Origin of the sequence: Paenibacillus phytohabitans (assembly GCF_013141775.1) — a bacterium.
Lineage (GTDB): Bacteria > Bacillota > Bacilli > Paenibacillales > Paenibacillaceae > Paenibacillus_AQ > Paenibacillus_AQ phytohabitans.
The window spans coordinates 113,175-126,953 of record NZ_WHOB01000068.1 but is presented as its reverse complement, the minus strand read 5'-3'; the positions used below and the strand labels follow the sequence as shown (position 1 = coordinate 126,953).

General features: G+C 53.3%; 14 protein-coding genes. 12 read left to right on the top strand and 2 right to left on the bottom strand.

Going from position 1 to position 13,779, the window contains the following annotated elements; all coding sequences use genetic code 11:
• Positions 1 to 126: 126 nt before the first annotated feature.
• The 4 genes from GC101_RS23190 to GC101_RS23175 all read left to right on the top strand — a co-directional run bounded on the left by GC101_RS23190 (position 127) and on the right by GC101_RS23175 (position 4,027).
• Positions 127 to 813 carry a TetR/AcrR family transcriptional regulator gene (locus GC101_RS23190; RefSeq protein WP_171719197.1) on the top strand — a complete coding sequence of 229 codons (687 nt, stop codon included), beginning with the start codon at positions 127 to 129 and terminating at the stop codon, positions 811 to 813.
• A gap of 69 nt (positions 814 to 882) precedes the next feature.
• Entirely contained in the window at positions 883 to 1,809 is a 927-nt protein-coding gene (locus GC101_RS23185; RefSeq protein ID WP_171719196.1) for an ABC transporter ATP-binding protein, read from the top strand.
• Positions 1,806 to 2,555 carry an ABC transporter permease gene (locus tag GC101_RS23180; RefSeq protein ID WP_171719195.1) on the top strand — a complete coding sequence of 250 codons (750 nt, stop codon included), beginning with the start codon at positions 1,806 to 1,808 and terminating at the stop codon, positions 2,553 to 2,555. The genes GC101_RS23185 and GC101_RS23180 overlap by 4 nt, the downstream gene beginning before the upstream one ends.
• A gap of 53 nt (positions 2,556 to 2,608) precedes the next feature.
• Positions 2,609 to 4,027: a DHA2 family efflux MFS transporter permease subunit gene (locus GC101_RS23175; protein WP_246354471.1), complete on the top strand. Its 1,419-nt coding sequence runs from the start codon at positions 2,609 to 2,611 to the stop codon at positions 4,025 to 4,027.
• 33 nt (positions 4,028 to 4,060) lie between these two features.
• On the opposite strand, the gene GC101_RS23170 is transcribed toward GC101_RS23175, so the two are convergent.
• Complete coding sequence (locus GC101_RS23170) at positions 4,061 to 4,489, bottom strand: MarR family winged helix-turn-helix transcriptional regulator (protein WP_171719193.1); 429 nt, start codon at positions 4,487 to 4,489, stop codon at positions 4,061 to 4,063.
• A 120-nt stretch (positions 4,490 to 4,609) separates the two neighbouring features.
• Here GC101_RS23170 and GC101_RS23165 point away from each other — a divergent pair, with 120 nt between their 5' ends.
• The gene (locus GC101_RS23165; protein ID WP_171719192.1) at positions 4,610 to 5,194 is read left to right on the top strand and encodes an NAD(P)H-dependent oxidoreductase; all 585 of its coding nucleotides are present in this window, start codon (positions 4,610 to 4,612) and stop codon (positions 5,192 to 5,194) included.
• A gap of 12 nt (positions 5,195 to 5,206) precedes the next feature.
• On the opposite strand, the gene nudC is transcribed toward GC101_RS23165, so the two are convergent.
• Positions 5,207 to 6,079 carry an NAD(+) diphosphatase gene (gene nudC, locus GC101_RS23160; RefSeq protein WP_171719191.1) on the bottom strand — a complete coding sequence of 291 codons (873 nt, stop codon included), beginning with the start codon at positions 6,077 to 6,079 and terminating at the stop codon, positions 5,207 to 5,209.
• A gap of 229 nt (positions 6,080 to 6,308) precedes the next feature.
• Here nudC and GC101_RS23155 point away from each other — a divergent pair, with 229 nt between their 5' ends.
• The 7 genes from GC101_RS23155 (at position 6,309) to GC101_RS23125 (ending at position 13,775) form a co-directional block, all read left to right on the top strand.
• Entirely contained in the window at positions 6,309 to 7,163 is an 855-nt protein-coding gene (locus GC101_RS23155; protein ID WP_171719190.1) for an SDR family oxidoreductase, read from the top strand.
• Positions 7,164 to 7,316: 153 nt separating this feature from the next.
• The gene (locus GC101_RS23150; protein ID WP_171719189.1) at positions 7,317 to 8,930 is read left to right on the top strand and encodes a copper amine oxidase N-terminal domain-containing protein; all 1,614 of its coding nucleotides are present in this window, start codon (positions 7,317 to 7,319) and stop codon (positions 8,928 to 8,930) included.
• A gap of 257 nt (positions 8,931 to 9,187) precedes the next feature.
• Positions 9,188 to 10,282, top strand: coding sequence for an iron-siderophore ABC transporter substrate-binding protein (locus GC101_RS23145; RefSeq protein WP_171719188.1), 1,095 nt, complete (start codon positions 9,188 to 9,190; stop codon positions 10,280 to 10,282).
• On the top strand, positions 10,275 to 11,315 hold the full coding sequence (locus GC101_RS23140; protein ID WP_042140445.1) for a FecCD family ABC transporter permease: 1,041 nt from the start codon (positions 10,275 to 10,277) through the stop codon (positions 11,313 to 11,315). The genes GC101_RS23145 and GC101_RS23140 overlap by 8 nt, the downstream gene beginning before the upstream one ends.
• On the top strand, positions 11,312 to 12,343 hold the full coding sequence (locus GC101_RS23135; RefSeq protein WP_171719187.1) for a FecCD family ABC transporter permease: 1,032 nt from the start codon (positions 11,312 to 11,314) through the stop codon (positions 12,341 to 12,343). The genes GC101_RS23140 and GC101_RS23135 overlap by 4 nt, the downstream gene beginning before the upstream one ends.
• Positions 12,343 to 13,161, top strand: coding sequence for an ABC transporter ATP-binding protein (locus tag GC101_RS23130; protein ID WP_171719186.1), 819 nt, complete (start codon positions 12,343 to 12,345; stop codon positions 13,159 to 13,161). The genes GC101_RS23135 and GC101_RS23130 overlap by 1 nt, the downstream gene beginning before the upstream one ends.
• 158 nt (positions 13,162 to 13,319) lie before the next feature.
• Complete coding sequence (locus GC101_RS23125; protein ID WP_343049815.1) at positions 13,320 to 13,775, top strand: LytTR family DNA-binding domain-containing protein; 456 nt, start codon at positions 13,320 to 13,322, stop codon at positions 13,773 to 13,775.
• The last annotated feature ends 4 nt before the right edge of the window (positions 13,776 to 13,779 follow it).

Sequence of the window (13,779 nt, the reverse complement as noted above, 5' to 3'; positions counted from 1 at the left end):
GGGAAGAAATGGTTCTGTGCCAATTGTTGGAAGGGAAGGCCGGGCCAAGGGGATTGGGCCAGGCTCAAATGAATTGCACTTGACTTCTGCAGGAATTCATCATAAAATCTAACCAGTTAGTTATAAATGGAGGTGGCAAGTATAGCATCAGCAGAAAGTAAACGGAGGCCCAAAATTTACGATGCTGCCCGAACCAGAGGGATTATTCTTGATGCAGCCGAGAAGATCTTTGCCGAGCTTGGCTATTCAGCGGCACGGATTGATGTCATTGCGAAGGCGTCCGGGTACAATAAAAGCCTGATTTATCAGTATTTTGGCGACAAGCTGGGTCTATATACAGAGGTAGTCAAACGCGCAGACCAGATTGGCGAACAGATTACAGGCGCGTTCATTAGCGGATTATTGCAGAATGACAAGCTTGCATCGGACCCTGCGGCGTTCAGGAGCTTCCTGGAATCTTCGACCCGGGAGACGGTGTCCTTCCTTCTGGAGCACCGGAGTTACCTGAGAATTCTATTCTGGGAGGCCGCTGAAGACTGGAGGACCTGGAATCAGATCACCTATCGTCCGGACGATGCTACACAAATGCATGAATTGGCCTTAGCTGCACAGAAGAACGGAATCCTCCGCCAGGATCTGGACCCGGCATTGTTTCCGATTCTGATTATGAATGTGACTACAGCTACCCTGCAGTCGTCTTCACGGTTTGAACATTTGCTGGGGACACTGGATTCCCCGCAGATGAGAGAAGAGACCACCCGGCAGATCGTGCAGTTTATTATCCATGGCGTTATGGAGCCGTCTTTGCTGTAAGAGACGGCTGTTCTTTTGGACAAAATATAAACAACTAGTTAGTTTTAAACGAAGGGCAGGAGTGATGTTATGACCGCAATGATTCAGACGGAACGATTAACGAAGCATTTTGGCAGCAATCATGCTGTGAACGGATTGTCGCTGGAGGTGAACCAGGGCGAAATCTACGGCTTCCTGGGACTGAACGGTGCCGGCAAAACAACAACCATCCGCATGCTGCTGGGCATGATCCGCCCCGACTCCGGGTCCTCCTATGTATTCGGACAGCGGGTGGATGCGGGCAGCCATAAGCTGTGGGCGAATGTAGGGTACATGGTCGAGACGCCCTACTCCTATCCTGAGCTGACCGTCCGCGAGAATCTGGAGATTATCCGCAGGCTGCGGGGTATCGCAGACCGCAGGGCCATTGACAGCATCATCGATAAGCTTCAGCTTACCGCTTACCGGGACCGCAAGGCAGGGACGCTCTCCCTCGGCAACGGGCAGCGGCTGGGTCTCGCCAAGGCCATGCTGCATCATCCGCAGGTGCTGATTCTGGATGAGCCGACGAACGGGCTTGATCCGGCCGGGATTGTGGAGGTGCGGGAGCTGCTCCGGGAGCTTGCACTTCAGCACGGCGTAACGATTTTTATCTCCAGCCATATTCTCGGTGAGGTCTCCAGGCTGACGACGCGGATTGGCATTGTGCATCAGGGCCGGCTGCTGCAGGAGGCGGATGTGAAGGAGCTGCAGCAGCTGCTCCGCAAGCGCCTGCTTGTGCAGACCCGCGATCCGGCAAGCGCCCGGAGGAGGCTGATTCAGGCCGGGTATGCTGTGCAGGAAGCCGGAGAGGGAACGCTGCTGCTTGCGGATGAACGTGCTATCGCGAACCCGGACCACATCTCCAAGCTGCTTGTGTATGCGGATATGCCGCCCACGCTGATCCAGGTGGGGGAAGAGGATTTGGAGGCTTATTTTCTAAGAATGATTGAGGCTGAAGGAGGAATGAAAGGATGAGTCAATGGATATCGGCCTTGGGGGTAGAGGTGCTGAAGCTTCGCCGTTCCAGGCTGTTCTGGATCTCGCTTGCAGCCAGTATGATGGTGCCGGTCATGATCGGGCTGGTCTTCTCGGGAACGATCGGCTCCCAGAGCAGCTTCGAGGGTGAGATCAATATGGAGGGGCTCCTGAAGGAGCTTGGTATTGTGATCTCTATGGGGGGCCTCATCGGATTCGGGTTTGTGTTCAGCTGGATCTTCGGCCGGGAATATTCCGACCGTACGCTCAAGGATCTGCTGGCCCTGCCGCTGTCCAGATACGGGGTGGCCGCCGCCAAGCTGCTCGTTGCCGCTGTCCTCAGCATGGGGCTGGCGCTGCTGGTGTTCATCGTCGGCTGCTTAACAGCAGGGCTTGTCGGCTTGGACGGATGGAGTCTGGAGGTCATTCTTCATGGCTTCAGCCGTTACGCGGAGGTCAGTCTAATGGTGATCTGTCTGAGCATGCCTGTAGCGTGGATGGCTTGTATCGGCCGTGGTTATATGACTCCGCTCGGCGTGGTCCTGCTGACCATTGTAGTTGCCCAGTTCGGCGGGGCGCTCGGCATTGTGGAATATATTCCATGGGCCGTTCCCGGATTGTTCAGCGGCGCTTCGGGGGAGGAGAGCTCCCATCTGGAGGCGATTAGCCGCATGCTTCCGTATCTCACCGGCGGCATTGGCGTAATAGGTACTCTTGCCTGGTGGCGTTATGCCGACCAGACATAGATCAGGCGGACTTTTAGAAGGTTATCAAATACGTATCAATGGAGGGGAATGGAATGGAGAAGATACCAAAGGGAACCGTGCTAATCATGGCTATTCTAATTATCGGGGCCATGGTGGGGCTGCTGAATCAATCTTCACTGAATACAGCACTGCCGAATATTATGGGCGATTTCCAGGTGTCCACGAGTACAGTGCAATGGCTGACGACGGCTTTTGCACTGGTTACAGGCATTGTGGTTCCGATCACGGCTTTTCTGATTCAGAGGTTTACAACCAAGCAGGTCTTCGTCTTTGCCATGGGCATGCTGACTGCAGGAACGCTCCTGTGTGCGGTCTCGCCGAATTTCGGACTGCTGCTCACCGGAAGAATAGTGCAGGCCGTCGGAGTGGGCATCATGCTTCCCCTGGTGCAGACGTTAACGTTCATCCTGATCCCGGTTGCTAAGCGGGGGTTCACGATGGGGATGATCGGGCTTGCAGTTAATTTCGCCCCGGCCATCGGACCTGTATTGAACGGCTGGCTGGTAGAGGATCATTCCTGGCGTTTGCTGTTCTATATTCTGGCTCCATACTCGCTGCTAATCACCGTCATTGGAGTCTTTCTCGTTAAGAATGTTACCCCGCAGGTGAAAAGCAAGGTGGATGCGTTATCCATGACGTTATCCTCGCTTGGCTTCGGCGGCGTATTATACGGATTCAGCGTCTCCGGCAGCAAAGGGTGGGGAAGCACGGAGGTGCTGATCTCCCTGGCGGTCGGGTTCCTTGCGCTGGGCCTGTTCGTCTGGCGGCAATTGACCATGGAGAATCCTCTGCTGGAGCTGCGGGTATTCACCAGTCCTGCTTTTACTATGGCTACAGTGATCAGTATGGTACTGATGATTATCATGCTGAGTGCCCAGCTGCTGCTGCCTATCTACATGCAGACCATGCTTGGCTATACCGCGCTCAAATCAGGTCTCATGCTGCTCCCCGGTGCGATTCTCATCTGTATTATGTCGCCCATAGCGGGTAGGCTATTCGATAAAATAGGTGCCCGGACGTTGGTCATCACCGGACTCGGCCTGACGGTCATCTCTGCCTTGCTGTTCTCGAATCTGACAGAGCATACGACTTATACGTTCCTGATGGTCGGCTACTCTCTGCGGATGGTCGGCGTCAGCCTGACCTTGCTGCCGGTCATCACCAGCGGGATGAATTCCCTGCCGCCTGCCCTGATCCGGCATGGGATTCCTGTGAACACCACGCTGCGGACCGTCGCCGGTTCCATCGGAACAGCGCTGCTGGTCACCATAATGACTCATAGCGGCGGCGGCCAGAAACCAACGGGAGATGTCCACAGCTTAATTCACGGGATGAATGTGGCTTCCATGGTAACGACAGGAGCCGCAGTAGCTGCGCTGATCCTGGCCTTCTTCATCAAACGCAAGGAAGCCCCTGCCGAGATTCCGGCGAAGGGCGTTGCTGTGAAATAACCAGTGTTGTAATAGGGATAGGATAGTCTAGGCTTAATAAAATACTTTCTGCTGCAAGAGATCGAGCGCCTGCTCGATCTCTTTGCGTTCTGCAGCCGTTATACCCGCAATACGCTGCTCGAACCGGACGGCGATCTGCTGGAAGGCTTCGTTCATCAGCGCTTCGCCTGCGGCAGAGAGCGTGATACCCTGCTTGCGGCGGTCATCCGGGTCGGTGATCCGGGTACAGACGCCCTTTTCGCTGAGCTTTTTCACTTCACGGCTCGTATTGGGCATCGACATCTGCATACAGTCACTGACCTCGCTGAGTGTTACCGGCTGGCTGACGGCGATGTATTCGAGAATTTTATATTGCAGCGGCGTTAGGGCCTCTGATTTCACATCTTTGGTTATATCATTTGTTATTTGATGGACGGCAGCACTGAAGGCTACGAATTTCTGGAACAGCTGGTTGTTGTCCATAAGATCACCTCAGAGGAAAACATACCAAATTAATTATCAAAAAACAATTATCATTTGACAACTAAATTAAAGCTATGCTATGTTTTTGTTATCAAATGATAACTAAAGGGGAATACACTGATGAACACACTCGTTATTTATACACATCCGAACCACCGCAGTCTCAGCTATGCTTTTCTGCAGGAAGTGCTGCGCGGCAGCAAGGAGAATACGAAGATTAACGAAGTCAAAGTGCTTGATTTGTATGAGGCCGGATTTGATCCGCTGCTGGTGTTTAATGAGAATAAGCGCAGACGCGATATGTACCGTGATCCGGAGCTTGAGGAATACAGGGAACAGCTGCTGTGGGCCGATCAGATTGTGCTGGTCTATCCGATCTGGTGGGGAAGACCGCCGGCGATGCTGATGGGTTACATTGACCGCATGTTCGCTTCAGGCTTCGCGTACCGCGATAAGGGAGGACTATTGCCGGAAGGGCTGCTCAAGGGGAAGCGCGTTATCTGCATCTCCAGCATGAAGGGGCCGGCCCACTATCCGCTGCTGTGGCTGAATAACTCACACAAGGCGCTGATGCGCAAAGCCCTGTTCAATTTCGTAGGGATCCGCAAGGTGAAGTTCTTCGAGTTCGGCAGCATGGAGAGTCCGAAGGGCAAACAGAGCCGTAAGCTGGAGCAGATCTACCGCTATTTCAAGACGGTAGGCTGAACCGGGTCCCGTCTATAATTCCTTGTCCGCAGCTGCACCTGACTCAGATTGCTGCTCTACGACCCAGTCGATGATTTTGCGGGCGATGCTGACCGGCGGCGGAATAACGGGTAATTGATCTGTAGGGAACCATGCGGCATGATCAAGCTCTTCGCCGTCGACCGTTATTTCCCCGCTCTCATACTCTGCAAGGAAGCCGACCATCAGGGAATTGGGAAAAGGCCACTGCTGGCTGCCGAAATAGGTTATATTCTTGACCTTCAGGCCGACCTCTTCCATAATCTCACGCCGCACACAATCCTCCAGGGTCTCACCCGGCTCGACAAAGCCGGCAATCAGCCCGTACATCCCGTTCTGGAAATGCGGAGCATGGGCGAGCAGAAGCTGATTATCTTTCAGAATTGCTGTAATGACGGCAGGCGCAAGCTGCGGGTAACTAACCAGCCCGCACTGCGGGCAGATCCGGGACCGTTCCGTCAGAGAGTGGGCGGTTTCGGTTCCGCAACGTCCGCAGAACCGGTGATTGCCGTCCCAGACCAGGAGCTGGAGCGCTTTGCCGGCAAGATGGAACAGGTCCTCCTCCAGCACCTCATATAAGGAGCGCAGCGGACGGAAAGCGAGGCCCGGCGGCTCGGGAGCTTCAGCGCTTACCTCTGAGGCATAGCAGGGGAGACCCGCGAAGGTACCTAGGTAGAGTATGCGCAGCGGCGTAACCGCCAGCTCTTCAAGGGAGCGGGCCATAGGGATGCCGGGAGGAGAGGAAGGCTCCGTAACAAGCAGCTTGCCGGATTGGAAGATGAGCTGGCAGGCCTCGCCGGTGAATTCAGATTCCGGAGTCAATCCCGGAACATAGCGTGTATAGATGCTTTCTCTCTGTTTCTCCATTATGCAGAACCTTTCTGAAAGGGAATTTGTCTATTAAGAATAGCATGATAAGGGAATGCTAACCATTCAGCGTTATGCGCATTCCATACCTGTCTTCAGCTGATGAAACAATCCATTTGACATTCTGTCAACATGTAACTACAATGGTTACAGGAGAGCGAATCACCTATGTTTACGGGAAATAACAACTGCTATTCAAATAAAAGATACTCATAATGGAGGAATTGAAATGAAAATCGCATTAACAGGAGCAACGGGTCAATTTGGTTCCATCGCAGCAGAGACCTTACTCAAGACCGTACCGGCTGAGAATATTGTAGCCAGTGTCAGAAACCCGGAGAAGGCAGCTGAGCTGCAGGCACGCGGAGTCGATGTCCGTCATGGCGACTTTGATCAGCCGGAGACGCTGGATGCAGCCTTTGCCGGAGTAGAGCGTCTGCTGATTGTCTCGGCAGACGGTGACAATGATACACGTATCCGCCAGCATAAGGCCGCTGTGGATGCCGCTGTCCGTGCGGGTGTAGGCTTCATTGTCTATACCAGCGTAGGCGATGCCGATAACAGCTCCCTGTTCCTGGCACCGGTACACCGTGCTACCGAAGAGTTCATCCGTGAATCCGGCATACCTTATGCCTTCCTGCGCAATAACTGGTATCTGGAGAATGAAGCCGGCTCCATTCAGGCCGTGAAAGCCGGCGCACCTTGGCTGACCTCCGCGGAAGACGGCAAGGTGGGCTGGGCCACACGCAGCGATTATGCCCAGGCGGCTGCTGCGGTTCTGGCCGGTGAAGGCCGTGAGAATGTCATTTACGAATTGTCCGGCAAGCCGCTCACCCAGGCTGAACTGGCAGCCGTGGTTGGTGAGGTGCTCGGGCAAGAGGTTAACGTACAGCAAGTAGATGACGCTACTTATGCGAAGATCATGGCCGGTGCAGGCGTACCGGAAGCTGCGCTGCCGATTGTAGTTGCCATCCAAGGCGCGATCCGCGACGGTGCACTGAATATCGAGAGCGGTGACCTGGAGAAGCTGCTGAACCGTCCGCTTACACCGCTTAGTGAAGGTGTACGCCAGCTTTTGGCCTAATTTCCTATCCCGGCATAGCAGCCTATGATGCCTATTTTCAAAGTATCCCCACTTGCTAAATTTAGCAAGTGGGGATTTTTTTTGATCTATGGGTGATCCATACCTGAACCATCCGCGTAACACTCATAACACTAACCTAAGGAGTGAAGCGAGATGACAATGAAGAAATGGATCGTTCCCATGTTAAGCATGACCTTATTGATGCCGACAATGGCGGGTGCAGCGTCGCCGGCTGCTACAGCAGTGAAGGCATCGGTGAACACACCGGCAGCTGAACTGAGAGCCGGACTGGATTATTTGCTCTCCGAGCATTTCACCCTGGCGGTAACGGCCATGACCAAAGCCTATGACGGCACACCGGATGCGGCGGCCGCCTACAAGGCGCTTGATCAGAACGCACTCGATATGCAGCCGGCTATTGCTTCGCTGTATGGCGATGCAGGCTCAGCTGAATTCGAGAGAATCTTCCGCGCCCATAATCAGTACACAGATGATCTTGTGAAGGCAACGAAGAACAAGGATACAGCCGCAATTCAAACGGCAGAAGATAAAGTAAGCGGCTTTGTAGACGAATTCGGCAATTTCCTCGGCACGGCGACAGAGGGCAAGCTTCCGGCAGCCGCAGCGAAGCAGGTCATCCGCAGTCACGAGGATCATGTCCAGGAGGTATTCGAGGATTATGCATCGGGCGATTACCAGGGCGCCTATGAGGCCTACCGTAAAGGCTACGCTGAAATGTTCGGCATCAGTAAGGCATTGTCGAGCGCAATCGTTACCCAGATGCCTGCCAAATTCGAAAGCACCAAAGCCGATACCAAAGCAGCTGATCTGAGATCCGCGCTCAATCAATTGGCCGGCGAGCATTTCGCCCTGTCGGTTCTGCAAATGCAGGAGCAGTATGAGGGAAGAGCCGCTTCGGACGCGCTGATCCGGGCTGAAGCCATGAACACGGCTGACTTCAAAGCAGCCATTGCCTCCATCTATGGGGCAGAGGGTGCAGCGGCATTCGAGCAAATCTGGGTAACGAACCATGTCAACGCCCAAGCTGATTTTGTATCGGCAGTCAAAAATAAGGATGCAGCAGCCCAAGCCGCGGTAGAGGCGCGTATCGCCGGATTCACAACTGAATTCGCCGCGTTCCTTGATTCGGCAACCGCAGGCAACCTGCCTAAGGCTGCAGGCCAAGCCGCGCTGACAACCCATGAGAATCAGGTACAGCAGGTGCTTACGCAGTATGCAGCGGGCGACTACACCGCTTCTTACCAGACGAACCGCGAGGGCTACAAGACCATGTTCAGTGTCGGACAAGCGCTGGGCAATGCGATTGTAACGCAGTTTAACGACAAGTTTCAGGAAGCAGCTACACCTGCTACAACAGATCCTGCAGCAATGACCAAGGTCTGGATGAAGGTAGGCAGCGGCGTGCTGAACATTAACGGCACTGTAACGCAAATGGATACAGAGCCCTTCATCTGGAGCGGCATGACCTACATTCCGCTTCGTTACCTGAGCGAGGGTATCGGGGCTGAAGTGAAATGGGATAAAGGGGCGCAGCAGGTCACGATTAAGGCAGGCAGCGACACACTGGTATTCTGGATGAACAAGGATTTCATGGAGGTCAACGGGATGAGACAATCTGTTGGCGCCAAAGTATTTGTGAACGACGACAACAGAACAGTCGTACCTCTCCGCTTTATTACGGAGCTGCTTGGCTGGGATGTACAATGGGGTGGAGATAAATCCATCACGCTAACTAAAAGCATGTAGGGTGAGGCCATAAACCCTTCAGCCTAAGCGTAGAATTCCCGCAAACGGAGCACTTGAACAGTGCCCGCTTGCGGTTTTTTTTCGTGCAAAATCCATTTTTTACATTGACAACCTGTCCAGGCAACTATATATTTATCGATAATGATTCTCATTATCGTATGAAGTTGCACAATGTTTTTTGGGATGAGGGGTCACTCCGCCGTTTAGTCAGCAGCAGAACAACAAAAATACATTATAAGATAAGGAAGGGTCCACGCATGAACACAACAAGAAGGTTCTCTTTGAAAACATTATTAATTCCATTTGCACTTACTATAGCGCTGGTTGGATGCTCAAATCAGGAGTCTAATTCAGCCGCTTCACCATCTCCGGCTGCAACTGCTGCGGCATCTGCTGAAGCGGCTGCTACAGAAGCACCAGCCTCCCAGGATGCTACGCAGTATCCGATTACGATCAAGCACGCGCTTGGTGAAGCTGTACTTGAGAGCAAGCCTGAACGCGTAGTGACCATTCAATGGGCGAACCATGATGTGGCTCTCGCGCTTGGCGTTGTACCTGTAGGCTTCTCGGCAGCGAACTTCGGCGTTCAGGATGACAGCGGACTGTTGCCATGGACAGCAGATAAGCTGAAGGAGCTTAATGTAACCGATCCGAATGTGTTCCAGGATACCGACGGTCTTGATTTCGAGGCCATCTCGGATGCCGACCCGGATGTCATTCTGGCCGCATACTCCGGAATTACACAGGAAGACTATGATACGCTTAGCCAGATTGCTCCGGTAGTCGCTTATCCGACGGCTCCTTGGGCAACCACCTGGCGTGAGCAGGTGCTGTTGAACTCAGAAGGGATGGGCATGAAGGCAGAAGGGGAGCAGCTGATCAAGGACACCGAAGCCCTGGTTAACGAAAAGGCAGGCAAATATCCGCAGATTAATGGTAAAAAAGTGGTTTGGGTTAACTTCTCCGCTGAGGACCTGTCCAAACTGCATATTTATACGCCTGTGGATTCCCGTGTCTCGTTCCTGTATGAGCTGGGAATGGTTTATCCGGAAAGCATTACCTCCCAGATTACGGACCCTACCAGCTACTCTTTGAGCTTAAGCGCAGAGAATGTGGAAGCCCTGTACGATGCTGATCTTATCGTCGGATATGGGAATGACGAATTGCTCAATACACTTCAGGCAGATTCGCTGCTGGGCAAAATCCCTGCCATTGAAAGAGGTTCGGTTGCCTTCATCGACAGTGATACACCGCTGGTAGCTGCCGGAACGCCTAACCCGCTGTCCATTGCATACACGATTGATGAATACCTTGCCTTAATTGGAGGAGCTATTGATAAAATAAATGAATAGTTCACCGCTTTCGGACGATAAACAGCTAAAATTGCATATCCCGAAGAACTTTACCCCGGTCCTGATGAGTTGCCTGGTATTGCTTGTCTTGTGCGTGATAGCCTCCCTTGTACTGGGAGCGCGTCACGTGGGGTGGAATGAACTGATCGATGGTTTATTTCATCCGGAGGTGGACAGCTACGGGGCAAACGTAGTCCGCAAGCGGATTTCCCGGACGGTATTCAGTTTAATGTGCGGCGGGGCACTCGGAGTATCGGGGGCGCTGATGCAGGCGGTTACCCGCAACCCGATTGCCGACCCGAGCATACTGGGAGTGAACACGGGAGCATCCTTGTTTGTGGTTTGCGGAATTGCATTCTTGAACATAAGCTCCGCGAACCAATATATATGGTTAGCTCTGGCCGGAGCTGCGATTACTGCTGTATTCGTATTCGGAATCGGCTCAATGGGACGTGGCGGAGCCACGCCCATTAAGCTCGTTCTGGCGGGTGCTGCCATAAGCGCTGCCTTATCTTCTCTGGTCACAGCCATCATGATTCCGCGTTCTTATGTTATGGACCAGTTCCGGTTCTGGCAGGTGGGGAGCGTCGGCTCGGGAACCTGGAGCAGCATTACGACATTTATCCCGTTCCTGCTCGCCGGTATGCTGATCGCGTTCATTACAGCTCCGGCCCTGAATGCGCTGGCACTGGGCGATGATGTGGCGACGGGTCTGGGTGTGCGGACAGGTACACTGCGGCTCATTGCGGCGCTTGCAGGTGTACTGTTATGCGGTGCCGTTACGGCTCTGGCCGGGCCGATCGGCTTCATCGGCTTGTTATCAACTCACGTCATACGTCTTATCCTTGGATCAGACCTGCGTTTCGTTATCCCTATGTCAGCGGTTACCGGAGCCATTATTCTGACGATATCGGATGTAGGCGGCAGGCTTATTGGAAGTCCCGGGGAGCTTGAAGTCGGTGTAGTTACAGCGTTTGTAGGGGCGCCGATCCTAATTCTATTAGCGATGAAATCGAAAGTGCGGTCATTATGACAAATCAGGCGATTGAATATATTATTGCTGGCAGACGCCGCAGGCACCGCCGGGGCATGCTGGTGACCAGCCTCCTTGCAGTACTTGCACTTATTCTGTGCTGTGCGATGCTTCTGCTCGGGAACACGATTTATCCGGTGACAGATGTCATCCGGGCGCTCTCCGGAGAGGAGCTCAAGGGAGTCTCTTTTGCGGTGAATATCATCCGGCTGCCGCGGATGCTGGCGGGACTGTTCGCCGGATTTGCCTTTGGCATTGCCGGGTACACCTTCCAGACCATGCTGCGTAACCCGCTTGCGAACCCGAATGTGATTGGCATTACGTCCGGCTCAAGCGCAGCTGCGGTGTACTGCATCGTCATACTTCACGCAAGCGGAGCAGTGATATCCCTTGCTTCGGTAATTGCCGGTCTGGCCACGGTGCTGCTGATTTATGTACTATCCAGAGGGAAGACCTTCTCCATCGGGCGGCTGATCCTGATCGGGATCGGCTTGCAGGCTATGCTGGATGCTGTAATCTCCTATCTGCTGCTGATTAGCTCCGAGAAAGACGTTCCCTCAGCCATCAGATGGCTGACCGGCAGTCTCAACGGCTCGCAAATGCGCGAGCTTCCGCCGCTGGTGATCATCGTAATCATCTGTACGCCAATCATCATTCTGCTGAGCAAGCATCTGAGTATACTGGAGCTTGGAGAACAATCGGCCACCTCGCTCGGCATAAGCACAGATAAGACAAGAATTGCGCTGATTGTCAGTTCTGTCTGTATGGTTGCGATTGCTACGGCTACTACAGGACCGATTGCCTTTGTCTCCTTCCTGTCGGGGCCGATCGCGAAGAGACTCGTTGGAACAGGTGCCTCGAATATCCTTCCGGCGGGTCTTGTCGGAGTTAATTTGGTTCTGGCGTCCGATCTGATCGGACAATTTGCTTTTGAGTACAGATTCCCTGTAGGCATCATTACCGGATTACTCGGAGCGCCATATCTGATCTTCCTGTTAATCCGGATGAATCGAAAGGGAGAGTTATAATGAACAAGACACATCTTTTCGGGGCCGAGCAGCTCGTAGCGGGCTATGAGAATAAGACGGTTATCCACGGCGTAGACCTGGTAATTCCTGATCATAAAATCAGTGTAATTATCGGCTCGAACGGCTGCGGCAAGTCCACGCTGCTCAAAACAATGGCCAGACTTATCAAGCCAACCTCGGGTAAGGTTACCCTCGACGGCAAGCCGATCTCCAAAATGCCGGCCAAACCATTGGCCCGCGTAATTGGGCTCCTGCCGCAGTCTCCGATTGTTCCGGAAGGAATCTCTGTCGCCGACTTGGTGGGACGGGGCAGATTTCCGCATCAGTCCCTGCTTGGCGGATGGTCCAGGAAGGATTATGAGGCCGTTGCCGAAGCGATGGAGATTATGAATATCACCGAGTTCGCCAATCATAATATTGATGAGCTCTCCGGCGGACAGCAGCAGCGCGTCTGGATCGCCATGGCGCTGGCCCAGCAGACAGACATCCTGTTTCTCGATGAACCGACGACCTTCCTGGATATTACCTATCAGGTTGAGATTCTCGATCTGCTCACCGACCTGAACCGCAAGCACGGAACGACAATTGTAATGGTGCTGCATGATATCAACCTGTCCGCGCGGTATGCCGACCATATTTTTGCGCTTCACACGGGTAAGCTTGTCGCTGCCGGTACGCCTGCAGAGGTGATTACAAGCACGCGGGTCAAAGAGATCTTCGGGCTGGATTGCACGGTAATCGCAGACCCGGTCTCGGGCTCTCCGCTGGTCGTACCCAGAGGACGGTATCATGATAGGCAGGCGAATGCGCTAAAGTAAGGAACTGGCAGACCTCACATCCCTGGCAGGTCCCCGTTTCATACCAAGCTGTCCGACCGGTCAAACCGGAGGACAGCTTTTTGTGTATCCTTCCCCTTGTAGCTGTCAGACCGTTCCCTTATCATGAGAATGAAACAGGCAGCGGGAATTGAATCTGAATTATTGCAGGTGATCCTATCAAAATTTCCATCGAGCAAATCAGCAGGGAGCAAGAAGAGGAGATCCGCATCCGGTGCCATGAAGTCGATGAAGAGATCTCTGAAATCGTAAATAAGCTGAAGACAGAAACCCTGATCATCCTGGGATATCAGGAGGACCGGCTCAGCCGTATCAAGCTCAGTGATATCTATTATTTTGAAGCCGTGGACGGCAAAGTGTTTGTCTACAGCGAGAACCAGGTGCATGAAGTGAAGCAGAAGCTGTATGAGCTGGAGGAGCTGTGCAGAGACAAGAACTGTTTCCGCGCCTCCAAATCGACGATTCTGAATATCGCCAAGATTGCCAGTGTGCATCCGTCCCTCAGCGGCCGGTTCACAGCTTTGCTTGATAACGGGGAACGTGTAGTGATATCAAGACAGTATGTGCCGGCACTCAAACAAAGACTTGGATTATAGGGGG

What these genes read in the sequence shown, in the direction of transcription:
- GC101_RS23190 (WP_171719197.1), top strand. Translation starts at nt 127, where the DNA reads ATGGAGGTGGCAAGTATAGCATCAGCAGAAAGTAAACGGAGGCCCAAA.
- GC101_RS23185 (WP_171719196.1), top strand. Translation starts at nt 883, where the DNA reads ATGACCGCAATGATTCAGACGGAACGATTAACGAAGCATTTTGGCAGC.
- GC101_RS23180 (WP_171719195.1), top strand. Translation starts at nt 1,806, where the DNA reads ATGAGTCAATGGATATCGGCCTTGGGGGTAGAGGTGCTGAAGCTTCGC.
- GC101_RS23175 (WP_246354471.1), top strand. Translation starts at nt 2,609, where the DNA reads ATGGAGAAGATACCAAAGGGAACCGTGCTAATCATGGCTATTCTAATT.
- GC101_RS23170 (WP_171719193.1), bottom strand. Translation starts at nt 4,489, where the DNA reads ATGGACAACAACCAGCTGTTCCAGAAATTCGTAGCCTTCAGTGCTGCC.
- GC101_RS23165 (WP_171719192.1), top strand. Translation starts at nt 4,610, where the DNA reads ATGAACACACTCGTTATTTATACACATCCGAACCACCGCAGTCTCAGC.
- nudC (WP_171719191.1), bottom strand. Translation starts at nt 6,079, where the DNA reads ATGGAGAAACAGAGAGAAAGCATCTATACACGCTATGTTCCGGGATTG.
- GC101_RS23155 (WP_171719190.1), top strand. Translation starts at nt 6,309, where the DNA reads ATGAAAATCGCATTAACAGGAGCAACGGGTCAATTTGGTTCCATCGCA.
- GC101_RS23150 (WP_171719189.1), top strand. Translation starts at nt 7,317, where the DNA reads ATGACAATGAAGAAATGGATCGTTCCCATGTTAAGCATGACCTTATTG.
- GC101_RS23145 (WP_171719188.1), top strand. Translation starts at nt 9,188, where the DNA reads ATGAACACAACAAGAAGGTTCTCTTTGAAAACATTATTAATTCCATTT.
- GC101_RS23140 (WP_042140445.1), top strand. Translation starts at nt 10,275, where the DNA reads ATGAATAGTTCACCGCTTTCGGACGATAAACAGCTAAAATTGCATATC.
- GC101_RS23135 (WP_171719187.1), top strand. Translation starts at nt 11,312, where the DNA reads ATGACAAATCAGGCGATTGAATATATTATTGCTGGCAGACGCCGCAGG.
- GC101_RS23130 (WP_171719186.1), top strand. Translation starts at nt 12,343, where the DNA reads ATGAACAAGACACATCTTTTCGGGGCCGAGCAGCTCGTAGCGGGCTAT.